We start from the raw sequence: 21,485 nt of genomic DNA, 5'->3' as shown, positions 1-21,485 counted from the left end.
GCACCACCCTTTCCTTCACCACCGACCATGCATACAGCCCATTTCCACCCCGATGACGCCGCCGACGCGGCGATGCACGTTTTCTGGCAAAAAGGCTATGCCGCCACCTCGATCCAGGATCTGGTGGACGGCACCGGCCTGTCGCGCAGCAGCCTGTACAACACCTTCGAGAGCAAACACGGGCTGTTCCAGCACGCGCTGCGCCGCTATCACTGCCAGACCGCGGCCAACGTTGCGCTGCTGGCGGCAGACGGCCCCGCCGTCGCCCGCGTGCGCGCGCTGCTGCAGCAAATCGCCGACGACGAACTGGCCGGCGACGCCTGTTGCGGCTGTCTGGTGGCCAACACCGCGCTGGAGCTGGGCGGGCGCGACCGCACGGTGAACGGCCTGCTGCAGGAGCACTTCGCCACGCTGGAGACCGCCCTCACCGCGCTGATGCGAAGGGGGCAGCAGCAGGGCGAGATCGCGGCCGGCAAGTCGCCCGTCGCCCTGGCGCGCTTCCTGGTCGCCACCATCCAGGGCCTGCGCGTGCTGGGCCGGGGCTACGAGGGCGAGGAACAGGCGCAGCGGCTGCACGACGTGATCGAGGTCGCGCTGGGCAGCCTCTGAGCCGCGCCGGCCGGGGCCTGCGCCGCGCGGCGACGCTCGCCATTGCGGCGACGGCATCGCCCATTTCATGCGCGCGGCATTGTGATGGCGCGGCACAGCGGCTAAGCTTGCCGTTTTCATCCCGTGCCCGGAGCCCGCCATGGCCCTTAGCCAACTGTTCGTCCATCCGCTGAAATCCTGCCGCGGCAATGCGCCGCATCAAGCCGAGGTCACGCCGCAGGGGCTGCGCGACGACCGCGTGTGGCTGGCCAGCCGCGCCGACGGCCAGTTCATCAGCGCGCGCAGCCATCCGCGGCTGGTGCAGGTCGGCGTCACGCGGCAGGACGACGGCCGCTGGTGCTTCACCGCGCCGGGGATGCCGCCGCTGCTGACCAGCCCGGCCGACTACCGGCAGCGGGTGCCGGCCACGGTGTGGAAGTCCGCGTTCAGCGCGCTGCACGGCGACGCGGCGGCCGACGCCTGGCTCAGCCACTACCTGGGCGAGCCGCTGCGGCTGCTGTGGCTGGGCGAGTCCACCCGCGTGCAGAAGACCACCGCCGATACGCTGTCCTTCGCCGACGGCTATCCCTACCTGCTGCTGAGCGAGGCTTCGCTGGCCGATCTCAATGACCGGCTGGACAGCCCGGTGACCATGCGCCACTTCCGCCCCAATCTGGTGGTGGACGACACCTTCGCCTTTGAAGAGGACGAGTGGCAGCGCTTCCGCATCGGCGCCGTCGAGTTCGAGGTGGTCAGCCGCTGCACCCGCTGCGTGCTGACCACCGTCGATCCGGACAGCGCGCAGCCCGATCCGCAGCGGCAGCCGCTGGCGACGCTGCTCGGCTACCGCCGGCTGGAGGAGGGGGTGTGCTTCGGCGTGAACGTGATCGCGCGCAACAGCGGCACGCTGCAGCTGGGCGACGCGGTGGAGGTACTGGACAGTGCGCTGGCCTTCGATTAAGCGCGCCGTGCTGCTGCTCGGCCTGTTGCTGGGCAGCGCCGGTTCCGGTGCCGGCGCCGCGCGCGCGGTGTACGTCGGCTTTCCGGAGTCGATTCCGCCGTGGGTGCACGCCGGCGGCCGCGACGGCATCGCCATCGAGCTGTTGCGCAGCGCGCTGCAGGCCGAGGGGCTGCACCTGCACCCCGTGCAGCAGCCCTACGCGCGGCGGCTGCAGGCCTACCGCCGCGGCCGGCTGGACGCGCTGTACGACATCACCCCGCAACAGCAGCAGCACGAGCAGCTCAACGGCAGCATCAGCCTGCCGCTGCACAGCTTCGACAACATCGCGGTCGCGCTCGGCCGCCGCCAGCTGGAGATCGAGCACCTGCACGATCTGGTGCGCTGGCGGGTGATGGCGTGGGATGGCGCCGGCAGTGCGCTGCCGGCCGGCTACGACCGGCTGCTGGCGCTGGCCGACGGCAACTACCTGGAAGCCGGCAACCAGGGCCACCAGCTGGTCAACCTGCTGACCGGCCGCGTCGACGTCATCCTCAGCGACCGGCTGATCTTCGAGTGGCAGCGTCGCCAGCTGTTCCCGGCGACCCTGGAGCACACCCCGCCGCTGCGCATCTACCCGCTGCTGCCGCCGAAGGAGGCCGGGCTGCTGTTCCGCGACAGCGGCCTGCGCGCGCGGGTGGACGCCCGCATCCGCGCGCTGAAGGCCAGTCCGCAGTACCAGGCGATCTTCTCCCGCTACGGCAGCGCGGCGCAGCCATGAGCGTACCCGCCGACCTGCTGCCCGCATGCCAGTTCCGCGAGCGTCACCAGCGGCAATGCCGCGCGACACCCGCCGCCCTGATCGCCGCCGTGCCGCGGGTGCAGCCGCAATCGCTGCCGCTGGTGCGCGGCCTGCTGCAATTGCGCGAGCTGCCGGCCCGCCTGCTGCGCGACCCGGCGCGCCAGGGACGGCCGCTGTTCGGCCTGCACGAATTCACCCTGCTGCACCGTGACGGGCACTCGCTGGCGCTGGGGCTGGCCGGCCGCTTCTGGCAGCGCGACTTCGGGCTGGCCAGCATTGCCGACGCCGACGGCTTCCGCGCCTTTGCCGAGCCGGGCGTGCCCAGGCTGCTGCTGACCTTCCAGGCGCACGCCAATGCCGGCGGCAGCCTGCTGTGCACCGAAACCCGCGTCCACTGCCCGGACCGCGCCAGCCGCCTGCGCTTCTGGCCGTACTGGCTGGCGATCCGCCTCGCCAGCGGCCTGATCCGGCGACAGATGCTGGCCGCCATCGAGCGCGCGGTGCGCGAGGCCGGCTGATCACCAGTACTGGCGGCAGCGGCGCAGCACCTCGTCGGCGATGGACAGGCAGGCGGTGAGACCGGGCGATTCGATGCCGAACAGGTTGATCAGGCCGCGGATGCCGTGGCCCTCCTGGCCCTGGATCAGGAAGTCGCCCTCCGGCTTGTCCTCGTTGAGCACCTTGGGGCGGATGCCGCTGTAAGCCGGCGACAGCGCGCCCTGCGGCAGCTGCGGCCACCAGCGGCGGATGCTGTGGTAGAAGCCGTCGACGCGCTCGGGATCGACGTGGTAGTCGACGTGGTTGATCCACTCCACGTCCGGGCCGAAGCGCGCCTGGCCGGCCAGATCCAGCGTCAGGTGGGTGCCGAGGCCGCCCGGCTCCGGCAGCGGGTAGATCAGGTGCGAGAACGGGTGCCGCCCGCACAGCGTGAAGTACACGCCGCGCGCGTAGCGCACGCGCGGGATGGTTTCATGTGGAACACCGCGCATCTTCGCCGCCAGCACGTGGGCGGTAAGGCCGGCGGCATTGACCACGGTGCCGGCCAGCAGCTCCATGCCGTCGACGAACAGCAGCATGCCGTCCTTGGTCTCCTGCCCGCCAGTGACGCGCGACTGCAGCGCCAGCACCGCGCCGGCGGCCTCGGCGTCGGCCAGCAGCGACAACATCAGCGCGTGGCTGTCGACGATGCCGGTGCCGGGCGAATACAGCGCCGCGTGCGCCTGCAGCGCCGGCTCGACCTCGGCCAGCACACGGCGGTCCATCCAGGTCAGGTCGGTCACGCCGTTGACCAGCGCCTTTTCCTGCAGCGCCACCAGCCGCGGCATCTCGCTGTCGTCCACCGCCACGATCAGCTTGCCGGTCTGGCGGTGGCCGATGCCGCGCTCGCGGCAGTACTGGTACAGCAGCCGCTTGCCGCGCAGGCAGTGCAGTGCCTTCAGGCTGCCGGCCGGGTAGTACATGCCGGCGTGGATCACCTCGCTGTTGCGGCTGGAGGTGTGCTGGCCGAACGCGGACTCCGCCTCCAGCACGATCACCTCGCGGCCTTCCTGCGCCAGCGCGCGCGCCACCGCCAGCCCCACCACCCCGGCGCCTATCACTACGCAATCGACTTTTTCCATCGCGGTCTCCGTTGTCGTGGCGACGTTTTACCCCGATGCCGCGCGGGGGTAAAGCCGGGTTGACGCCGGCGGCCACATCCGGAAAATTTCCGCTACCATGCCGCCAGCCCGGCGCCGGCAGCCCGCCGGCGGAACCCGGCCGCGGCGGCGCGGTCTGCCACGCTGCCTCTCTTTCATTTCACGGATCAACCATGTTCAAGAAACTGCTAGCTTCCATCGGCGTCGGCGGCGCCAAAATCGACACCCGCCTCGACAACCCGCGCCTGCGTCCCGGCGAGGTGCTGTCCGGCCACGTGCTGGTGCAGGGCGGCAACGCCGACCAGGACATCGAGAAGATCGAGCTGGTGCTGATGACCGAGGCGGAGCAGGAAGCCGGCGACCACGAGGCGCGCGGCGCCATCGCGCTGGGCGTGATCCGCGTCGCCGAGCGTTTCACCATCCGCGCCGGCGAAACACGCCAGCTGCCGTTCCAGCTGCTGCTGCCGGCAGAAACCCCGGTCAACGCGCTGCCGCACTACGGCCGCCCGCTGCCGGTGTGGATCCATACCGACCTCGCCATCGCCGCCGCCGTCGACGCCAACGACCGCGACCTGCTGGAAATCCACCCCACGGCCCAGATCGGCACGCTGCTGGCCGCCTTCGAGCAGCTGGGCTGGCCGCTGTACAGCACCGACGTCGAGGTCGGCACCGCCCGCGTCGGCAACGTGACGAGCACGCTGGGCTGCTACCAGGAATTCGAGCTCAAGCCGCGCGGCGGCAATTTCCGCATCCAGGAGATCGAACTGACCTTCATCCCCTACGGCCACGATACCCACGTGCTGATCGAGGTCGACTCGCGCTTCGGCGGCGACGGCTACCTGGTGCTGGTGATGGGCGCCGATTTCGCCAGCCGCGACTGGGTGGCCGAGCTGCGCCAGCGCCTGGCGCTGTAAACGCGCACCGCAACCAGGACAAAAAGCCGCGTCGGACCGACGCGGCTTTTTTTGTGCGGCCGAGGACTGCGGCCAACCCCGGCCTCAGCCCGCCAGCGCCAGCTGCCCCAGCCGCGCGATCGCCGTCGCCAGCGCCGGGGTGAAAGGTTGGCCGCAATTGATGCGCAGGCAGTGGCCGAAGCGCGGGGTTGCCGAAAAGGCGACCCCGGGCGCAAAGCTGATGCCCTCCGCCAGCGCGCGCTGCAACAGGCGCGTGCTGTCCACCGTCTCCGGACATTCCACCCACAGCACCACGCCGCCCTGCGGCCGCCGCACGCGGGTGCCGCGCGGAAAGTGCCGCAGCACCGCGTCGGCGGTGGCGCTCATCTGCGATGCCAGCTGCTGGCGCAGGCGCTGGCTGATACGGGCGTAGTCGCCGCTGTCGAGCACGTCGGCCAGCACCACCTGCAGCAAGGGCGACGACACCAGCGTGCTGCTGGCGCACAGCCGCGCCAGCGCGCCGTGGTGGCGGCCGGCGGCCAGCCAGCCGAGGCGGAACGACGGCGCGAAGCTCTTGGTGAACGACGCGCAGTAGATCACCTCGCCGTCGCGGTCCCACGCCTTCAGCGGCGTCGGCCGCTGGTTGCCGTAGTGCAGGTCGCCGAACACGTCGTCCTCGATCACGGTGACGCCGTGCTTGCGCGCCAGCGCCAGCAGCCGCTTCTTGCTGTCGTCCGGCATCAGCGCGCCGGTCGGGTTCTGGAAGTTGGGCACGCACACCAGGCACTTCACCGCCGGGCCGTGGTGCAGCGCGAACTCCAGCGCCTCCAGCGACAGGCCGGCCTCCGGCGTGCACGGGATCTCCAGCGCCTTCAGCCCCAGCCCTTCCAGCGTCTGCAGCAGGCCGAAGTAGACCGGCGTTTCCACCGCCACGGTGTCGCCGGGGCGGGTCAGGTGGCGCAACGCCAGGCTGATGCCCTCGGTAATGCCGTGGGTGAGCAGGATGCCACCCTCGTCCAGCGCCAGGCCGCGCTCGGCGCCGAGGCGCACCAGCGCCGCCAGCAGCCGGCGCTGTTCGCCGGCCGGCAAGTGGGCGCCGATCAGTTCCGGCTGCCGCGTCAGCGTCAGTTGCAGGCGCCGCGCCAACTCGGCGGCCGGATACAGGCTGGCGGCGGCCTCGGCCATGTGCAGCTGGGTGTGGATGCGCTCGTCGCCCAGCTGCAGCAGGGTGGACATGCGGCTGCTGACATCGACCAGCGCCGCGGCGCTGGGCAGCGGCGCGGCAGCACCGGGAGATGACGGCGCCGCCGGCAGCGCGGCGAAGTAGCCGGCGCGCGGCCGCGCCAGCACCCGCTGCTGCTGTTCCAGATAGCGGTAGGCGGCCAGCGCGGTGAGGGTGTTGACGCCGAATTCGGCGGCCAGCGCGCGCACCGCCGGCAGGCGGCTGCCGGGCGGGAATTCGCCGCTGTCCAGCCGCGCGGCGAGGGCATGGGCAATGTGGCGGTAAACGGGGAGGGCGCTCGGGTCCATCCCGCTGTTATATAGAACAGCGACGGATTGTGCCAGCCTGTTGTAGCCGGCTGTGGCAGGTTGGCCGCAGGCGGGCGCCGTACAGTGGTGACACCACGGCAGTCCGGTCGCCGCGCTACCCGCACCGGCAGCGTCCACGGACGCCGGATGCCGCCCACCGCACCACTCACCTGCGGCCGGCGGCGGCCTCTGACCTGAAGGACTACCATGTTCAAACACCTACCCCCGTCGACCCTGATCACCGGTGTGCTGACCATCGCCGTCGGCTACACCGGCCCCTTTCTCATCATCGTGCACGCCGCGCAGCAGGCCGGCCTCAGTCCGGCGCAGCTGGCCTCGTGGCTGTGGGCGGTGTCGCTCGGTTCCGGCGTCGCCGGGCTGTGGCTGTCCTGGCGCTGGAAGATGCCGGTGATCACCGCGTGGTCCACGCCCGGCGCCGCGGTGCTGCTGGCGTCCCTGCCCGGCGTGCCGTACCCGGAGGCGGTCGGCGGCTTCGTGCTGGCCGGCCTCGCGGTATGGCTGGTCGGCGTCAGCGGCGCCTTCGACGCGCTGATGAAGCGCTTTCCGCCGGCGCTGGCCGCCGCGCTCTTGGCCGGCATCCTGTTCCGCTTCGTGGTGGAGCTGGTGCCGGCGGCGCGCGATCACGCCGCGCTGGTGCTGCCGATGGCGCTGGCCTTCTTTGCCGGCCGCCGGCTGTGGCCGCGCTACGCGCTGATGGCGGCGCTGCTGCTCGGCTGCGTGCTGCTGGCGCTGCAGGGCGGTTTTGCCGCGGCGCCGACCTTGGCCGCCACCGCCAGCGGCCCACTGTGGACCACGCCGCAGTTCAGCGTCGCCGGCCTCAGCAATATCGCGCTGCCGCTGGCGCTGGTGGCGCTGACCGGCCAGTTCCTGCCCGGCATGGCGGTACTGAAAAACGACGGCTACGCGCTGCCGGCGCGGGTGCCGGTCAGCCTGCTCGGCGGCGTGTCGCTGCTCTTGGCGCCGTTCGGCGGCCACGGCGTGGTGCTGGCGGCGATCACCGCGGCGATGTGCACCGGCCCCGAGTGCCATCCCGATCCGCGGCAACGCTGGAAGGCCGGCGTGGTCGCCGCGCTGAGCTACCTGCTGGTGGCGGCGGTGGGCGGCTCGCTGGTGGCGCTGCTGCTGGTGCTGCCCAAGGCGCTGGTGATGGCGGCGGCGGCGCTGGCGCTGTTCGGCACCCTGGCCTCGTCGCTGAGCGCGGCGCTGGGCAATGACAGCCAGCGCGAGGCGGCCTTGCTGACCTTCGTGGTGGCCGCCTCCGGCGTCAGCATCGCCGGCATCGGCGCGCCGCTGTGGGCGCTGCTGGCCGGCGTCGCCGCCAGCGCGGTGTTGCGCTGGCAGCCGCGGCTGGCGCTGCGCGGCGCCTGAGCGGGCGAGGCGTCACGCGGAACCTGACGAACCGGGCTTGCGGCCAACCTTGCCACCCGCCACGGGTTCGCCCACTGGCACGCCAACGTCAGGGCAGGTGAGAACGGCTGCACAAGCGGTGTTTACAAGTGGTCACGCTGCATTTTGGGATCGTACTTAAGACCGGATCGCCACATCAGCGATCGGGCGCCAGTGCGTGACACAGCACTCAGCGCCGCTGCCACAGCCGGATCAGGTAGGCCGGCTTGACGCCGGTGCTGCCGCGGCCGACCGCCCGGCTGATGCGGAACGCCAGCTGGCGGGTGTCGCGCAGCAGCGGCTCGGCGTAGGGCGGGCCGTCGCGGCGGCGCAGCGCCGCCACCCGCGGCGTGTTGGCGCTGTCGCCGCGGTAGGTGACCACCGCGATCTCGCCGCTGGCCAGCTCGACGAAGCTGCCCGGCGGGTACACGCCCAGTTCCTTCACCAGCGCCGCCAGCTGCGCCGGATCGTGGCCGCTGGCCGGATCGCGGAACAGCGTCGCCAGCGCCTGCGACGGCAGCAGCCGCCCGCTCTCCACCTGTTCGCCGAGCTGGTCCAGCAGCGCCAGCAGGCGCGCCAGCGGCGGCACCTCGTCGCCGCGCAGCGCCTGCGGGTAGCCGCTGCCGTCCGGCTTTTCGTGGTGGCTCTGCACCAGGCTGTGCCACAGCTCGTCGTCGATGCCGGCCTCGCGCAGGATGGCGGAGCCGATCACCGGGTGGGCGAGCAGGGCCGCGCTCTGCGCCTCGCTCAGCGGCTCGTCCTGCTGCCGCAGCTTGCCGAGCAGGCCGACGATGGCGATGTTCATGGTCAGCGCCGCGCCGCAGGCGCTGTGCAGCGTCGCCGCGTCCAGCCCCAGACGGCGGCCGAGCACCGCCAGCGTGGTCGCCACCCGCAGCCCGTGCGCGGCGGCGGGCAAGCGGCTGTCCAGCAGCAGGCTGGCCGCCAGCATGCCGTCCGGCAGGCGCTGGCTCAGCTCCAGCAGGCTGGCGAGCACCTCGCGCAGCGCGTTGCCCAGGCCGCGCACCGCCAGGCCATGGCTGAGCAGGCCCTCGGTGCGGTGCAGCAGGAATTCGAATTCCACCAGCGGGTTGCACGGCTGCGCCAGGCTGTCCTGCTGCCGCCGCGCCGCGCGCTCCTGCTGCTCGCGCTCCAGCCGCGCCGCCACCGCCTCGCTGTCGCCGTGGCCGGCGGCGAGCAGGCGCTCGCGCTGCTCCGGGGTCAGCACGTAGTGGCCCTTCTTCAGCAGCAGGATGCCGCTCTCGTGGTAGACATCGACCGGCAGCGGCTGGCCGAGGCGGACGAAGGAGGACGGCAGTCGGGTCTTGGCGGGATCGGCCATGGCGATGGCACCGGCAAACGGGATTATTCAGTAATGGCTCAAATTCCTGAAAAGAACACCACTAAATGCAGGCCGCCGCCACCCGGCCGCGCCGGCCGCTGTGGCATAGTGGCGGCTGTCTCTTTAAGTCCTGAATCCGCGAGCCACCATGAGCATCTGCATCCTGTTTCCCACCGCCACCGAGGCGCGCCAGTTCCGCCATCCCGGCGTCGACACCGTGATCAGCGGCGTCGGCCTCACCGCCACCGCCTACGCCACGCTGAAGGTGATCCGCGAGCAGCGGCCGTCGCTGCTGATCCTGGCCGGCATCGCCGGCGTGTATCCGCAGGCCGGGCTGGACATCGGCGAGGTGGTACTGGTCAGCTCGGAGGTGGAGGGCGATCTCGGCTTTTTCACGCCGCAGGGCTTTACCCACCTGGCGCAGCTGCCACTGGAGATGGCGTTCGAGCGCCGCCACACGCTGCACTGCCCGCACCTGCCGGCGGCAAGCAAGCTGCGCCGCGCGCGCAGCCTGTCGCTGAACGCGGCGCTGGCACCGTTCGTGGACAGCAGCGAGGTGGAGATCGAGAACATGGAAGGCGCCGCCTTCTTCCACGTCTGCCTGCAGGAAAACGTGCCCTTCATCGAGCTGCGCGCCATCTCCAACGTGGTGCAGCCGGGGCACGACGACTGGGACATGGATGGCGCGGTGAGCGCGCTGCACGCGGCGCTGACCCAGCTGCTGGCGCAGTTGCCGGCGGCGGAGGCCTGATCCCCGTTTCGATCTTGCCGGTACGCACGCCACAACGGCCCGCCGCAGGGGAATCCCTGCCCGGGCCATTCGACACGGTGATGCTGTTTACAGGAACTGCAGCAGCGCGCCGTCGCGGTTGAACGCCAGGTAGCGCGCCACGTCGCCGCCGGTCTGGATGGTCTGCACCATGCGCTTCAGCGGGCCGTCGGCGTCGGCACTGCTGCTGCTGTCGATGGCGGCGACGAACACCAGCTGCCAGCGCGCATCCAGCGCGTCGGCGTCCTGCGCCAGCTGCGCGAAATCGCCCAGCTCGGCCGGGGTCTTGTCCACGCACAGGATGGGTTGCAGGATGCCGCCTTCGCCGGCGGCGAAGCGTTCCGCTTCCTGCGCCGTGTGGTCGTCGTGCAGGCGGCGCTGGCAAAAGGCGAACAGCAGGCGTTGCGGGGTCGGCTGGGCGCGGGCGGCGGCCAGCAGGCTGGCGAAATCGGTAATGGCGGTCATGGCGGGTGGTCCTGATACACGGGGTGGTTAGGGCCTGTTAACACTTATTTCATCGCGGCGGCCGGTTTTGCCCGGATGCAGCGCGCGAAAAACGGCCCGCCGCAGGGTTATTCCCTGCCAGGGGCGTTTGACAAAGCGATGCGCCGGGCAAAACCGGCCCCGAAGGGCAGGCCAGATAAGCCATCAACTGCGGCGTTGTCGGGTTTGCGCTTGGAATCACCAAGCGCGGCACCCTCCGCCTTGCATTTGACGCCTTCTCCGGCCTGCGCCGCGATGAAATAAGTGTTAGCAGGCCCTACCAGTGTACGGGCGGCGGCAACTGTTGCCGATACGCCAAAAGACGGAGCCGGCTAGCTCCTGTGGTTGACGAAAATCAGGCGCCGGCCACGAAAAGCGCGCCGGGCGCCGGCAAAGCGTGCTTAGATAAAGACACCGGGGCGCCAATGGGGAAGCGTGATCGTGTCGCCCCGGTATCGCGCACCGCCGCCGGGATCGGAATAGCCGGCGCGCGGCAAAACCAGAACACAGACGAGGAGCGCCCGCCATGGACACCCAGTACCAAGCCCTGAACACCCTGACCCTGCCGCAAACCACCGACCTGATCCACGTCGACCAACGCCCGCAGCGCACGCTGACGCTGAAAAGCCCGGCGCTGGACGTGATGACCGACCTGAAGGTGATCGACCCGGTCAGCATCTGCGAGGACGCGCTGCTGCACGACGCGCACGAGCGCATGGTCAGCCACGGCATCCGCCTGCTGTTCGTCACCGACCGCGACGGCGCGCTGACCGGCCTGCTCACCGCCTCCGACGTGCTCGGCGAACGGCCGATGAAATGCATCCAGGAACGCGGCAAGCGCCACGATGAACTGCTGGTTTCCGACGTGATGACCCCGCGCCGCGAACTGGAGGCACTGGACATGGCCGAGGTGGCGAACGCCAACATCGGCCAGCTGGTCGCCACCATGAAGCACACCGGCCGCCAGCACGCGCTGGTGGTGGAGCTGAACGGCCGCAGCAAGCACCTGGAGGTGTGCGGCCTGTTCTCCACCTCGCACATCGCGCGCCGGCTCGGCATCTCGCTGAACTTCATCCGCGTGCCGCAGGCCTTCGCCGAGATCGAGCACGCGGTACTGCACGAAGACTGAGTCGCGGCGCGTCAGCCTAGCCCCGACACCCTTGCGGCCAACCTTGATCAGGGTTGGCCGCAGTCATTACAGCCGCTCAGTCCAGATCGGCCGGCACCGCGGTGCGGTACTTGCAGGTATTGATCACCACCAGCGACTCGAACTCCCGCACGTGCGGGTTGTTCATCAGGTGGGCTCGGGCGAAGCGCTCGTAGTCGCCCATGTCGCGCACCAGCACGATCAGCACGAAATCCGGGCGCCCGGTCACGTTGTAGCACTCCATCACCTCCGGCGCCGCCTCCATCGCTGCCTTGAAGGCATCCACCAGCGGCGCCTGCGCGCGCTGCATCATCACGTTCACCACCAGGCGCAGGCTGCGGCCGAACAGCGCCGGGTCCACCAGCGCCACCTCGCGCCGGATCAGGCCCTCGCCGCGCAGCCGCTTCAGGCGGCGGGTGACCGCGGTGGGCGACAGGTTCACCGCCTCGGCCAGCGCGTCGTGGGTCTGGCGCGCGTCGTCCTGCAGCAGCACCAGCAGTTTGCGATCGTAAGCATCCAGCATGTCAGGAATCCTGCGTTGAGGTGTATTGAAATGCAGCTTGGCTGCGGTCTGGCGCATGATAACGCAGCAGGCGGCGACGGCGGGCTTTCTACACTATCGGCATCGCATCGGGCAGCCGCCCGCCACCGGAGCCGCACATGAGCACCCTCAATCCCGCCCGCCGCCTGGCGGCCAACCTTGCCACGCTGTCCGGCAGCCGCTGGCTGCCCTACGCGCTGTTCGCCGGGCTGGTGACGATGTGGGCGTACAACTACGTGGTGATGAAGGTGACGCTGCAGGCGGCGACGCCGATCACGCATCTGATCCTGCGCACCACCATCGGCAGCCTGACGCTGTTCGGCGTGCTGCTGGCGCGCGGCCACGGCATCCGCCCGCAGCGGCTGCGCGACGCGGCCAGGGTCGGGCTGACCACCACCTTCGCCTACGGCCTGACGGTGACGCTGGCGCTGGTGGCCGGCGCCGCCGGACGCACCTCGGTGCTGGTGTTCACCATGCCGTTCTGGGTGGCGCTGCTGTCGCGCTGGCTGCTGGCCGAACCGCTCACCGCCAACGCGCGCCGGGCGATGGCGGCCGGCTTTGCCGGGCTGATGCTGATCGTGGCGCCGTGGCAGCTGCACGGCGGCGTGCTGCCGATGCTGCTGGCGGTACTGGCCGGCCTGCTGTGGGCGCTGGGCTCGGTGCTGACCAAGAAGACCGCGCAGCAGGGCCAGCTCGACAGCCTGAATTTCTCCGGCTGGCAGGCGCTGATCGGCCTCGCGCCGCTGCCGCTGCTGCTGCCCTTCGCCGATTTCGCCGCCATCCACTGGTCGCCGGCCTTCGTGCTGGGCATGGTCTACTCCGGCGTGTTCTCCAGCGCGGTGGGCTGGCTGGCCTGGCTGTGGCTGCTGCGCCGCCTGCCGGCGTCCACCCTCAGCTTCAACGCGCTGGTGATCCCGGTGCTGGCGGTGGCGATGGCCGCCGCCAGCCTGGGCGAGTGGCCGGGCGGCGGCGAGCTGCTGGGCATGCTGCTGATCGGCGGCGGCATCGTGCTGATCGCGCGACGCTGAGTTTTCCCTGCCCCAAAAAACATGCGGCCAACCTTGTCCAAGGTTGGCCGCATTGCTTTTTATGGGCTGCGCCGCGTGGCTTACGGCGCGACCACCTGCTGTTCCACCACCATATCCAGCACCCAGCGCACCGACGGCGCGTCGGCCGGCGGCTTGGCGACTTTCACTTCCCTGATGCGCAGGCGGTAGGCGATGCCCGGCTCGGGTTTGAAGCCCTCGATCTCGCCGTAGTGCAGCTGCCACGGCGCGTCCTGGCGGTCGCGCACCTGCAGGCACTGCATCGGCGCCACGCCGCTGCACGGCCGGCGCTCGGCGGCGACGTAGACCAGCCGCGTCGGCGCCGCCGACAGGTCCTGCTGTTGCTGCAACACCAGCTGCTTGCCCGGCCCGGCCAGCAGCAGGCGGCCGTCCTGCTGCCGCACCGTCGGCCGGCTGTTCAGCAGCTGGCTGAGTTCGCGGTCGCGCGCCATCGACACCGGGTCGCAGGCCATCATGGTGCTGGCCAGCTGGTCGACGATCAGCACGCCGTTCTCGACGCGGGCGGTGCCGAACAGGCGGTTGCAGCCGCCGGACACCGACAGGCGGCCGTGTTTCAGTTCCAGCTCGATCGGCGGCTCGTTGTCGCCGGCCGACTTCCAGCGGCCGTCGGGTTGCGGCGCGGTGGCGGCGCAGGCGGCCAGCAGCGCGGCGGAGATGATTGCGGAATAGCGGGACAGGCTCATGCGGACTCCTTGCGACAGGGCGCCGGCAACGACACGGCGCGGGGCGGCAGGGGAACACGCGCCCTGCCAGGTTGGCCGCAAGGCTAAGGGCCGAGGGATGCCAGCGTCAATCCGGCTCTGGTTAAGGTTTGTGAAGCCGGTCACACACCGTCACACGGGCGGTGCGCGCGCAGACAAAAAAACCCGCCGCAGCGGGGGCGCAACGGCGGGCAAGGACAGGGCAGCGGCGCTGCGGCGACAAAGGGAGGGAGACCTGCCGCCGCGGCGCCGTGCCAGGAGGACGGTTTACAGCGCCTGGCGGAAGATGGCCTCGATCTCGGCCTGGCTGGCCGGGCGCGGGTTGGTCAGGCCGCAGGCGTCCTTCAGCGCGTTGGCGGCCAGCAGCGGGATGTCGGCCTCCTGCACCCCCAGCTGGCTCAGGCTGGCCGGGATGTCGATGTCGGCGGCGAGGCGGCGGATGGCGGCCAGGCAGCACTCGGCGGCGGCGGCGGCATCCAGCGCCGCCACGTCCTCGCCCATCGCGGCGGCGACGTCGGCCAGCCGGCCGGCGGCGACGCTGGCGTTGAAGGCCTCGACGTGCGGCAGCAGCAGCGCGTTGCACACCCCGTGCGGCAGGTCGTAGAAGCCGCCGAGCTGGTGCGCCATCGCGTGCACGTAGCCCAGCGACGCGTTGTTGAAGGCCATGCCGGCGAGGAACTGGGCGTAGGCCATCTGTTCGCGCGCGTCCCGGTCCTGGCCGTTGGCCACCGCGGTGCGCAGGTTGGCCGCGATCAGCCGCACCGCCTGCAGCGCGCAGGCGTCGGTGATCGGGGTGGCGGCGGTGGACACGTAGGCCTCAATGGCGTGGGTCAGCGCGTCCATGCCGGTGGCGGCGGTCAGCGCCGACGGCTTGGCCAGCATCAGCGAGGCGTCGTTCACCGACAGGATGGGCGTCACGTTGCGGTCGACGATGGCCATTTTGATGTGGCGCGTCTGGTCGGTGATGATGCAGAAGCGCGTCATCTCGCTGGCGGTGCCGGCGGTGGTGTTGATGGCGATCAGCGGCAGCTGCGGCTTGGCCGACTTGTCGACGCCCTCGTAGTCGGCGATGTGGCCACCGTTGGTGGCCACCAGTGCGATGCCCTTGGCGCAGTCGTGCGGCGAGCCGCCGCCGAGCGAGATCACGCAGTCGCAGCGCTTGTCGCGCAGCAGCGCGAGGCCGGCCTCGACGTTGGCCACGGTCGGGTTCGGCTGCGCGCCGCTGAAGATGGTGGCCTCGATGTCCTGCGCCTGCAGCAGCGCGGCGACCTTGGCGGCCACGCCGGCGCGCGCCAGCCCGGCGTCGGTGACGATCAGCGCGTGGCGGAAGCCGTAGCCGCGGATCGCCTGCATCGCGTCGTTAAGACAGCCGTCGCCGATCAGGTTGACCGGCGGAATGAAGAAAGTGGTCGTTGTCATGCTAAGTAATCCCTTTGTCTGGCTCTGCCCGCCGCAACACTGCGGCCCGGCAACGGTTCATCTGCGACCGCTGGCAGGGGGTGCGTGCTGCGCCAGCGTTCGGGTATTGCCCTTGAAACAGCGCGGCGGCAGGCCGCCGCGCCCGAGATACAAACCGGCCTGCGCCGGCCGGGTTCAGCCTCAGAAGAAGCCGAGCTTGTCCTCGCTGTAGCTGACCAGCAGGTTCTTGGTCTGCTGGTAGTGGTCGAGCATCATCTTGTGCGTCTCGCGGCCGATGCCGGACTGCTTGTAGCCACCGAACGCCGCGTGCGCCGGGTAGGCGTGGTAGCAGTTGGTCCACACCCGGCCGGCCTCGATGCCGCGGCCCATGTGGAAGGCGGTGTTCATGTCGCGGGTCCACACCCCGGCGCCGAGGCCGAACAGGGTGTCATTGGAGATGTGCAGCGCCTCCTCGGTGTCCTTGAACTTGGTCACCGACAGCACCGGCCCGAAGATTTCCTCCTGGAAGATGCGCATCTTGTTGTGGCCCTGGAACACCGTCGGCTGGATGTAGTAGCCGTCCTCCAGATCGCCGCCGAGGTGGGCGCGGTTGCCGCCGGCCAGTACCGCGGCGCCTTCCTCCTTGCCGATGGCGAGGTAGCTCTGGATCTTGTCCATCTGCTCCTGCGACGACTGCGCGCCGATCATGGTGGACGGGTCCAGCGGGTTGCCCTGCTTGATCTCGGCCACGCGTTTCAGCGCGCGCTCCATGAAGCGGTCGTAGATCGATTCGTGCACCAGCGAGCGGCTCGGGCAGGTGCACACCTCGCCCTGGTTGAGCGCGAACATCACGAAGCCCTCGATCGCCTTGTCGAAGAAGGCGTCATCCTTGGCGGCGACGTCGGCAAAGAAGATGTTCGGCGACTTGCCGCCCAGCTCCAGCGTCACCGGGATCAGGTTCTGGCTGGCGTAGTTCATGATCAGGCGGCCGACCGGGGTGGAGCCGGTGAAGGCGATCTTGGCGATGCGCTTGCTGGTGGCCAGCGCCTTGCCGGCCTCGGTGCCGAAGCCGTTGACGATGTTGAGCACGCCCGGCGGCAGCAAATCACCAACCAGTTCGGCCAGGATCAGGATGGACAGCGGCGTCTGTTCCGCCGGTTTCAGCACCACGCAGTTGCCGGCGGCCAGCGCCGGCGCCAGTTTCCACGCCGCCATCAGGATCGGGAAGTTCCACGGAATGATCTGGCCGACCACGCCCAGCGGCTCGTGGAAGTGGTAGGCGACGGTGGTGGCGTCGATCTCGCCGAGGCTGCCTTCCTGCGCGCGGATGCAGCCGGCAAAGTAGCGGAAGTGGTCGATCGCCAGCGGGATGTCGGCCGCCAGCGTCTCGCGGATCGGCTTGCCGTTGTCGAAGGTTTCGACGGTGGCCAGCGTGTGCAGGTGCTGCTCCATGCGGTCGGCGATGCGCAGCAGGATCAGCGAGCGCTGGGCGACGCTGGTCTTGCCCCAGGCGGCCTTGGCGGCGTGGGCGGCGTCCAGCGCCAGCTCGATGTCGGCCTCGTCGGAGCGGGCGATCTCGCACAGCGCCTTGCCGGTGACCGGGGTCAGGTTTTCGAAGTAGCGGCCATTGACTGGCGGCAGCCAGCGGCCACCGATGAAGTTGTCGTAGCGGGATTTCAGGTTCAGGCCGTACTGGGCCGGGGTAATGGTGCTCATCTCTCTCTCCTGTTGTCTTGGCTCACCTCAAGCGGGTGTGCCTGCAACAGTGCACGGCGCGTGCCAGCGTTTCCGGATGCTGCACCGCAGCGTGCGGCCAACCTTGCAAAACCGCCCGTCGCCGCGCGCCGATGTTGCAGCGCGCCAGCGGTGCCGTTTTTTTGGTGCTTGTTCGCCGCGCCCGGGCGCGCATAATCGGCGGATCGAGACCCTCGCCGCTGTCGCAGCCTGACACACCTGTCGCGACACACTGACACAAGCCGGAGCCACCATGTCGTCCTTGCCGCTAGCCGAAATCCGCCGCCGCTTTTTCGAGGGCGAAACCCTGCCCGACAACAGCGTGCCCGGCCCCATCCTGCACTCGTGGCGGCGCTGCCTCGGCCTCGGCCTGCCGGCGGCGCGGCTGCGGCTGCCGGACAAGCTGGACGCCGCCAGCCTCGGCAGCCGGCAGCAGGAAAACGCCGACTGGCTGCAGCTGGCGCGGCCGGCGATCGACGCGCTGTTCGACAGCGTGGTCGACGACGGCCACGTGGTGATCGTCGCCGACCGCCACGGCGTGATCCTCGACCAGATGGGGCACCCGGCCTTTCTCGACCGCGCCGAACGGGTGGCGCTGCTGCCGGGCATGGACTGGCGCGAGGACGTGCGCGGCACCAACGCCATCGGCACCGCGCTGGTCCTCGGCGGCCCGGTGCGGGTGCGCGGCAGCGAGCACTACCTGGAGCGCAACCGCCAGCTGTCCTGCACCGCCGGCGCCATCGTCAGCCCGCAGGGCGAGCTACTGGGGGTGGTCGACGTCTCCGGCCTGCCGCGCAAGCTGGGCGACGCGCAGCAGCAGCAGGTGCAGGCGGCGGTGCGCCACATCGAGCAGCGCCTGTTCGATGAGCAGGCCGGTCGCCTGTTCGAGCTGCGCTTTGCGCCCGACGCCGCCACGCTGACCACGCCGCGCTGCGGACGGCTGGGCTTCGACGACGACGGCGTGCTGCGCGCGGCCAACCGTGCCGCGCTCTCGGCGCTGGGGCTGGACTGGCCGGCGCTGGGCCTCAGCCGCTTTGCCGCGCTGGCCGGACAGAGCCTGGAGCACTGGCTCAGCCGCCACGGCATCGGCGTCGCCTCGCTGCGCCACGGCGGCCAGCTGTACTCGGCGCGGCTGCTGCCGCCCACGCCGCGGCAGGCGGCGCCCGCAGCGACAGCGGCCGACAGCGCCACCGCGCGCGCCGCACGTCAGCCGGACAGCAAGCCTGGCCGCCACGACGCCGGCGCGCTGCCGGACGGGCTGCTGCAGCGCGGGCAACGGCTGCTGGAGGCCGACATCCCGGTGCTGATCCTGGGCGAAACCGGCGTCGGCAAGGAGCGCTTCGTGCAGGCGCTGCACGCCGCCAGCAGCCGCGCCGGCGCGCCGCTGGTGGCGGTCAACTGCGCGGCGATTCCGGAGGGGCTGATCGAGGCCGAGCTGTTCGGCTACGAGGAGGGCGCCTTTACCGGCGCGCGCAAGCAGGGCGCCCGTGGCCGCCTGCGCGAGGCCGACGGCGGCATCCTGTTCCTCGACGAGATCGGCGACATGCCGGCCAGCCTGCAGGCACGGCTGCTGCGCGTGCTGCAGGAACGGCTGGTGGTACCGCTGGGCGGCGGCATCGGGCAGAAGGTGGACGTGCGCATCGTCGCCGCCACCCACCGCAACCTGGAGCACGAAGTCGCCGCCGGCCGCTTCCGCGCCGACCTCTACTACCGCCTCGGCCACTACCCGCTGCGGCTGCCGCCGCTGCGCGAACGCGGCGACGTGGCGCAGATTGCGGCCAACCTTTTGGCGCAGCACGGCGGTGCGCGGCGCGGCGTCACGCTGTCGGCGGCGCTGGCCGACTTCATCCGCCGCTACCCGTGGCCGGGTAACCTGCGCCAGCTCGACAACCTGCTGAAGACGCTGCTGGCGCTGGTCGACGATGGCACCGAGCTGGGCGTCGCCCACCTGCCGGACACCCTGCGCGAACACCACCCGGCGGCGAACGCCGCCAGCGGCGGGCAGCTGGCGGCGCTGCTGCAACAGCACGGCGGCAACGCCAGCGCCGCCGCGCGCGCGCTGGGCATCAGCCGCAGCACCTTCTACCGCCGCCTGCGCCAGGGCTGAGACGGCCGACGGCGGGCGCGCCCGCCTTCCCGCGCCGGCATGACACCAGCTGCCGTGGCGGCCCCCCGCCGTGCCGGACACAACGGCTACGCTCGCTCGCGCCGCCGCCGGCGAAAATAATGTCGTCATGACAAAAGGCTACTGACAGCAGGCTGTCAGCAGCGGGGCGCGATACTGGGCAACGGCAAACCCTGCCGCCAACCTGCTACCGGAGCCCATCATGTCCGCCTTTGTTCACTGGTTTGAAATCCCCGCCACCGACTTCGAGCGCGCGGTCGCCTTTTACCGCGACGCGTTCCACGTGGAACTGCACGTCGAGCCCTTCATGGGCGAGCGCATCGCCGTGTTCCGCACCGCCGGCGGCGAGCACCCCGGCTGCATCATGGCCAGCCCGCGGCTGCAGGCCGGCGGCGCCGGCACCCGCGTCTATCTGGACGGCGGGCCGGACCTGGACGCGCTGCTCGTGCGCATCCAGGCCGTCGGCGGCGTGATCCTGCAGCCGCGCATGACGTTGCCGGACGGCAACGGCGACATCGCGCTGTTCCAGGACAGCGAGGGCAACCACATCGGCCTGCACACCGAAGCCTGATCCCGCAGCGCCTGATCCCGTACCGCCGCCCCCCTTTTTGACGAAAGCCCCCACCATGAACACCCCATCCCCGAGCTTTGGCGGACTCGAATTCGCCCATTTCCGGCTGCGCCCCGGCGTCAGCGAAGCCACGCTGCGCCAGGCGGCCCTCGCCGTGGAACAGCATCTGCTGCGCCAGCAGCCCGGCTTCGTCGGCCACGCGCTGCTGCGCGGCGACGACGACAGCTATGTCGATCTGGTGCTGGCCGACAGCCACGAACGCGCCGTCGCGCTGTGCCAGCTGTGGCCGGACGATCCGCACGGCGCGCACTTTCTCAGCCTGATCGCCCCCGGCAGCGCGCTGCTGGCGTTCTACCGGCGCATCGCCTGACGAAACGTTCCGCCGCCGCGCGTCACGGTTTACCATCGCCATTCATTCATCATCAGGAGCGAGCATGGCTTTTCCCGGACACGAACGACAGGCCATGCGCGCGCTGCACGGCGTCGGCGACACCGTGATCGCGCGGCTGGAACAGCTGGGCTACCAGTCGCTGGCGCAGTTGCGCGACAGCGACGAGGCCGAACTGTGCCGCCAGATCGGCCTGATGCTGCGCAGCAGTTGCTGGGGCAACAGCCCGCAGGCGCGCGCCGCCATCCGCGCCGTGATCCGGCTGGCGCAGCAACAGGACGGCGGCTGACATGCGCCGCGCCGACCGCCTGATGCAGATCCTGCTGCTGCTGCGCGGCCGCCGCCGCACCACCGCCACGCAGCTGGCGCAGTGGCTGGAGGTGTCGCCGCGCACGGTGTACCGCGACATGGCCGACCTGATGGCCAGCGGCGCGCCGGTGAATGGCGAGGCCGGCGAGGGCTACTGGCTGGAGGCCGGTTTCACCCCGCCGCCACTGAGCTTTTCCGCGGCCGAGCTGTCGGCGCTGGAGGTCGGCGCCCGCATGCTGGCGGCGTGGGCCGACCACGCCACCGCCGACGCGGCCGCCAGCGCGCTGGCCAAGATCCACGCCGTGCTCGGCTCCGCCGGGCTGGCGCCGGCGCCGCTGTTTGCCCCGCGCCACCACGGCTACCCGCGCGAACGGCTGGGCGGCATCACCACCGCCATCCACGCGCGGCGCTGCCTCGCCATCGACTACCGCGACGAGGCCGGCCAGGCCAGCCGCCGCACCCTGGCGCCGCTGGGGCTGTTCTTCTGGGGCGACCGCTGGACGCTGGCGGCGTGGTGCCTGCTGCGCCGCGACTATCGCCATTTCCGCGTTGACCGGATACAGGCTATACAACAGAACGACACGCCGTGGCCGGACGGCATTTCACTGGATGCCTTCCTGCACCACGCCGACGTCGGCGAGCCGGCGCGACGGCATCTGCAACAGCAAATGAGCCAGCCCTGGCATCGGGAGTACCACGCATGGAAGCAAGACTGAGCTTTGTCACCCTCGGCGTCGCCGATCTGGCCCGTGCCACCGCCTTCTACCGCGACGTGCTGCAGCTGCCGCAGATCGCGATGCCGGACGGCGCCGGCGTCGCCTTCTTCGAACTCGGCCACACCTGGCTGTCGCTGTATCCGCGCGCGGCGCTGGCCGCCGACGCCGGCGTGGCGGACAGCCCGCCGGCGGCGTTTCCCGGCTTTGCGCTGGCGCACAATGTGCGCAGCGCGCAACAGGTGGACGCGCTGCTGGCCAAGGTCGCCGCGCGCGGCGGCCACATCGTCAAGCCGGCGCAGGACGCGTTCTGGGGCGGGCGCAGCGGCTACTTCGCCGACGCCGACGGCTTCCTGTGGGAAGTGGCGTGGAACCCGGATTTCCCGCACGTCTGAACCCGCGCCTG

At 70.7% G+C, this 21,485-nt stretch carries 23 protein-coding genes; 15 read left to right on the top strand and 8 right to left on the bottom strand.

Annotated features, from left to right (window positions below; translation table 11 throughout):
- Positions 1-27 precede the first annotated feature (27 nt).
- From IE100_RS13240 to IE100_RS13225, 4 genes are all read left to right on the top strand, one after another.
- Positions 28-609, top strand: coding sequence for a TetR/AcrR family transcriptional regulator (locus IE100_RS13240; RefSeq protein ID WP_189374831.1), 582 nt, complete (start codon positions 28-30; stop codon positions 607-609).
- 139 nt (positions 610-748) lie between these two features.
- Positions 749-1,549 (top strand): MOSC domain-containing protein, encoded by an 801-nt coding sequence (locus IE100_RS13235; RefSeq protein ID WP_189374830.1) that lies wholly within the window; start codon positions 749-751, stop codon positions 1,547-1,549.
- Positions 1,530-2,306: a substrate-binding periplasmic protein gene (locus IE100_RS13230; RefSeq protein WP_189374829.1), complete on the top strand. Its 777-nt coding sequence runs from the start codon at positions 1,530-1,532 to the stop codon at positions 2,304-2,306. The genes IE100_RS13235 and IE100_RS13230 overlap by 20 nt, the downstream gene beginning before the upstream one ends.
- Positions 2,303-2,845, top strand: coding sequence for a hypothetical protein (locus IE100_RS13225; protein ID WP_189374828.1), 543 nt, complete (start codon positions 2,303-2,305; stop codon positions 2,843-2,845). The genes IE100_RS13230 and IE100_RS13225 overlap by 4 nt, the downstream gene beginning before the upstream one ends.
- Here IE100_RS13225 and IE100_RS13220 read toward each other — a convergent pair whose 3' ends face one another.
- A complete protein-coding gene (locus tag IE100_RS13220; RefSeq protein WP_189374827.1) occupies positions 2,846-3,946 on the bottom strand; it encodes an NAD(P)/FAD-dependent oxidoreductase in 1,101 nt (366 codons plus the stop codon).
- Between the two features lie 191 nt (positions 3,947-4,137).
- On the opposite strand from IE100_RS13220, the gene IE100_RS13215 reads away from it, so the two are divergent.
- Positions 4,138-4,878: a sporulation protein gene (locus IE100_RS13215; protein ID WP_189374826.1), complete on the top strand. Its 741-nt coding sequence runs from the start codon at positions 4,138-4,140 to the stop codon at positions 4,876-4,878.
- 84 nt (positions 4,879-4,962) lie between these two features.
- Here the strand turns inward: IE100_RS13215 and IE100_RS13210 are convergent, their stop codons facing one another.
- Positions 4,963-6,387: an aminotransferase-like domain-containing protein gene (locus tag IE100_RS13210; RefSeq protein ID WP_189374825.1), complete on the bottom strand. Its 1,425-nt coding sequence runs from the start codon at positions 6,385-6,387 to the stop codon at positions 4,963-4,965.
- A 207-nt stretch (positions 6,388-6,594) separates the two neighbouring features.
- Between IE100_RS13210 and IE100_RS13205 the strand changes: the two genes are divergently transcribed.
- Positions 6,595-7,776 (top strand): benzoate/H(+) symporter BenE family transporter, encoded by a 1,182-nt coding sequence (locus tag IE100_RS13205; RefSeq protein ID WP_189374824.1) that lies wholly within the window; start codon positions 6,595-6,597, stop codon positions 7,774-7,776.
- Between the two features lie 208 nt (positions 7,777-7,984).
- Here the strand turns inward: IE100_RS13205 and IE100_RS13200 are convergent, their stop codons facing one another.
- Positions 7,985-9,133: an HD-GYP domain-containing protein gene (locus tag IE100_RS13200; RefSeq protein WP_189374823.1), complete on the bottom strand. Its 1,149-nt coding sequence runs from the start codon at positions 9,131-9,133 to the stop codon at positions 7,985-7,987.
- Positions 9,134-9,281: 148 nt separating this feature from the next.
- On the opposite strand from IE100_RS13200, the gene IE100_RS13195 reads away from it, so the two are divergent.
- Positions 9,282-9,884, top strand: a complete 603-nt coding sequence (locus IE100_RS13195) for a phosphorylase family protein (RefSeq protein ID WP_189374822.1) — start codon at positions 9,282-9,284, stop codon at positions 9,882-9,884.
- Positions 9,885-9,971: 87 nt separating this feature from the next.
- Here IE100_RS13195 and IE100_RS13190 read toward each other — a convergent pair whose 3' ends face one another.
- Positions 9,972-10,367 (bottom strand): hypothetical protein, encoded by a 396-nt coding sequence (locus tag IE100_RS13190; protein WP_047967604.1) that lies wholly within the window; start codon positions 10,365-10,367, stop codon positions 9,972-9,974.
- A gap of 544 nt (positions 10,368-10,911) precedes the next feature.
- Between IE100_RS13190 and IE100_RS13185 the strand changes: the two genes are divergently transcribed.
- On the top strand, positions 10,912-11,514 hold the full coding sequence (locus tag IE100_RS13185; protein WP_189374821.1) for a CBS domain-containing protein: 603 nt from the start codon (positions 10,912-10,914) through the stop codon (positions 11,512-11,514).
- 76 nt (positions 11,515-11,590) lie between these two features.
- Here IE100_RS13185 and IE100_RS13180 read toward each other — a convergent pair whose 3' ends face one another.
- Positions 11,591-12,055 (bottom strand): Lrp/AsnC family transcriptional regulator, encoded by a 465-nt coding sequence (locus tag IE100_RS13180; RefSeq protein WP_189374820.1) that lies wholly within the window; start codon positions 12,053-12,055, stop codon positions 11,591-11,593.
- A 137-nt stretch (positions 12,056-12,192) separates the two neighbouring features.
- Here IE100_RS13180 and IE100_RS13175 point away from each other — a divergent pair, with 137 nt between their 5' ends.
- Positions 12,193-13,101: a DMT family transporter gene (locus IE100_RS13175; protein WP_189374819.1), complete on the top strand. Its 909-nt coding sequence runs from the start codon at positions 12,193-12,195 to the stop codon at positions 13,099-13,101.
- 80 nt (positions 13,102-13,181) lie between these two features.
- On the opposite strand, the gene IE100_RS13170 is transcribed toward IE100_RS13175, so the two are convergent.
- The 3 genes from IE100_RS13170 to adh form a co-directional block, all read right to left on the bottom strand.
- Positions 13,182-13,823, bottom strand: a complete 642-nt coding sequence (locus tag IE100_RS13170; protein ID WP_189374818.1) for an META and DUF4377 domain-containing protein — start codon at positions 13,821-13,823, stop codon at positions 13,182-13,184.
- A gap of 285 nt (positions 13,824-14,108) precedes the next feature.
- Complete coding sequence (gene yiaY, locus IE100_RS13165) at positions 14,109-15,260, bottom strand: L-threonine dehydrogenase (RefSeq protein WP_189374817.1); 1,152 nt, start codon at positions 15,258-15,260, stop codon at positions 14,109-14,111.
- Between the two features lie 180 nt (positions 15,261-15,440).
- On the bottom strand, positions 15,441-16,955 hold the full coding sequence (gene adh, locus IE100_RS13160) for an aldehyde dehydrogenase (protein WP_189374816.1): 1,515 nt from the start codon (positions 16,953-16,955) through the stop codon (positions 15,441-15,443).
- Positions 16,956-17,226: 271 nt separating this feature from the next.
- Here adh and IE100_RS13155 point away from each other — a divergent pair, with 271 nt between their 5' ends.
- The 6 genes from IE100_RS13155 to IE100_RS13130 all read left to right on the top strand — a co-directional run bounded on the left by IE100_RS13155 (position 17,227) and on the right by IE100_RS13130 (position 21,474).
- The gene (locus IE100_RS13155) at positions 17,227-19,080 is read left to right on the top strand and encodes a sigma-54-dependent Fis family transcriptional regulator (RefSeq protein ID WP_189374815.1); all 1,854 of its coding nucleotides are present in this window, start codon (positions 17,227-17,229) and stop codon (positions 19,078-19,080) included.
- Between the two features lie 220 nt (positions 19,081-19,300).
- Positions 19,301-19,669: a VOC family protein gene (locus IE100_RS13150; RefSeq protein WP_189374814.1), complete on the top strand. Its 369-nt coding sequence runs from the start codon at positions 19,301-19,303 to the stop codon at positions 19,667-19,669.
- A 55-nt stretch (positions 19,670-19,724) separates the two neighbouring features.
- The gene (locus tag IE100_RS13145) at positions 19,725-20,039 is read left to right on the top strand and encodes an antibiotic biosynthesis monooxygenase family protein (protein ID WP_189374813.1); all 315 of its coding nucleotides are present in this window, start codon (positions 19,725-19,727) and stop codon (positions 20,037-20,039) included.
- Between the two features lie 64 nt (positions 20,040-20,103).
- Positions 20,104-20,346 carry a helix-hairpin-helix domain-containing protein gene (locus IE100_RS13140; RefSeq protein WP_189374812.1) on the top strand — a complete coding sequence of 81 codons (243 nt, stop codon included), beginning with the start codon at positions 20,104-20,106 and terminating at the stop codon, positions 20,344-20,346.
- A 1-nt stretch (position 20,347) separates the two neighbouring features.
- On the top strand, positions 20,348-21,082 hold the full coding sequence (locus IE100_RS13135) for a helix-turn-helix transcriptional regulator (protein WP_189374811.1): 735 nt from the start codon (positions 20,348-20,350) through the stop codon (positions 21,080-21,082).
- Positions 21,067-21,474 carry a VOC family protein gene (locus tag IE100_RS13130; RefSeq protein ID WP_189374810.1) on the top strand — a complete coding sequence of 136 codons (408 nt, stop codon included), beginning with the start codon at positions 21,067-21,069 and terminating at the stop codon, positions 21,472-21,474. Before IE100_RS13135 ends, IE100_RS13130 begins: the two co-directional genes overlap by 16 nt.
- Positions 21,475-21,485 lie beyond the last annotated feature (11 nt).

Origin of the sequence: Vogesella alkaliphila (genome assembly GCF_014652475.1) — a bacterium.
GTDB classification, from domain to species: domain Bacteria; phylum Pseudomonadota; class Gammaproteobacteria; order Burkholderiales; family Chromobacteriaceae; genus Vogesella; species Vogesella alkaliphila.
Note: the sequence above shows the minus strand (reverse complement) of the source record. Positions and strands in the feature narration are given on the sequence as shown.

Excerpts from the sequence above, each read along its gene's own strand:
- IE100_RS13145 (WP_189374813.1), top strand. The coding sequence starts at position 19,725 with ATGAACACCCCATCCCCGAGCTTTGGCGGACTCGAATTCGCCCATTTC.
- IE100_RS13240 (WP_189374831.1), top strand. The coding sequence starts at position 28 with ATGCATACAGCCCATTTCCACCCCGATGACGCCGCCGACGCGGCGATG.
- IE100_RS13170 (WP_189374818.1), bottom strand. The coding sequence starts at position 13,823 with ATGAGCCTGTCCCGCTATTCCGCAATCATCTCCGCCGCGCTGCTGGCC.
- IE100_RS13180 (WP_189374820.1), bottom strand. The coding sequence starts at position 12,055 with ATGCTGGATGCTTACGATCGCAAACTGCTGGTGCTGCTGCAGGACGAC.
- yiaY (WP_189374817.1), bottom strand. The coding sequence starts at position 15,260 with ATGACAACGACCACTTTCTTCATTCCGCCGGTCAACCTGATCGGCGAC.
- IE100_RS13185 (WP_189374821.1), top strand. The coding sequence starts at position 10,912 with ATGGACACCCAGTACCAAGCCCTGAACACCCTGACCCTGCCGCAAACC.
- IE100_RS13130 (WP_189374810.1), top strand. The coding sequence starts at position 21,067 with ATGGAAGCAAGACTGAGCTTTGTCACCCTCGGCGTCGCCGATCTGGCC.
- IE100_RS13150 (WP_189374814.1), top strand. The coding sequence starts at position 19,301 with ATGTCCGCCTTTGTTCACTGGTTTGAAATCCCCGCCACCGACTTCGAG.
- IE100_RS13135 (WP_189374811.1), top strand. The coding sequence starts at position 20,348 with ATGCGCCGCGCCGACCGCCTGATGCAGATCCTGCTGCTGCTGCGCGGC.
- IE100_RS13210 (WP_189374825.1), bottom strand. The coding sequence starts at position 6,387 with ATGGACCCGAGCGCCCTCCCCGTTTACCGCCACATTGCCCATGCCCTC.
- IE100_RS13195 (WP_189374822.1), top strand. The coding sequence starts at position 9,282 with ATGAGCATCTGCATCCTGTTTCCCACCGCCACCGAGGCGCGCCAGTTC.
- IE100_RS13190 (WP_047967604.1), bottom strand. The coding sequence starts at position 10,367 with ATGACCGCCATTACCGATTTCGCCAGCCTGCTGGCCGCCGCCCGCGCC.
- IE100_RS13215 (WP_189374826.1), top strand. The coding sequence starts at position 4,138 with ATGTTCAAGAAACTGCTAGCTTCCATCGGCGTCGGCGGCGCCAAAATC.
- IE100_RS13155 (WP_189374815.1), top strand. The coding sequence starts at position 17,227 with ATGTCGTCCTTGCCGCTAGCCGAAATCCGCCGCCGCTTTTTCGAGGGC.
- IE100_RS13205 (WP_189374824.1), top strand. The coding sequence starts at position 6,595 with ATGTTCAAACACCTACCCCCGTCGACCCTGATCACCGGTGTGCTGACC.
- IE100_RS13200 (WP_189374823.1), bottom strand. The coding sequence starts at position 9,133 with ATGGCCGATCCCGCCAAGACCCGACTGCCGTCCTCCTTCGTCCGCCTC.
- IE100_RS13235 (WP_189374830.1), top strand. The coding sequence starts at position 749 with ATGGCCCTTAGCCAACTGTTCGTCCATCCGCTGAAATCCTGCCGCGGC.
- IE100_RS13225 (WP_189374828.1), top strand. The coding sequence starts at position 2,303 with ATGAGCGTACCCGCCGACCTGCTGCCCGCATGCCAGTTCCGCGAGCGT.
- IE100_RS13140 (WP_189374812.1), top strand. The coding sequence starts at position 20,104 with ATGGCTTTTCCCGGACACGAACGACAGGCCATGCGCGCGCTGCACGGC.
- IE100_RS13175 (WP_189374819.1), top strand. The coding sequence starts at position 12,193 with ATGAGCACCCTCAATCCCGCCCGCCGCCTGGCGGCCAACCTTGCCACG.
- IE100_RS13220 (WP_189374827.1), bottom strand. The coding sequence starts at position 3,946 with ATGGAAAAAGTCGATTGCGTAGTGATAGGCGCCGGGGTGGTGGGGCTG.
- adh (WP_189374816.1), bottom strand. The coding sequence starts at position 16,955 with ATGAGCACCATTACCCCGGCCCAGTACGGCCTGAACCTGAAATCCCGC.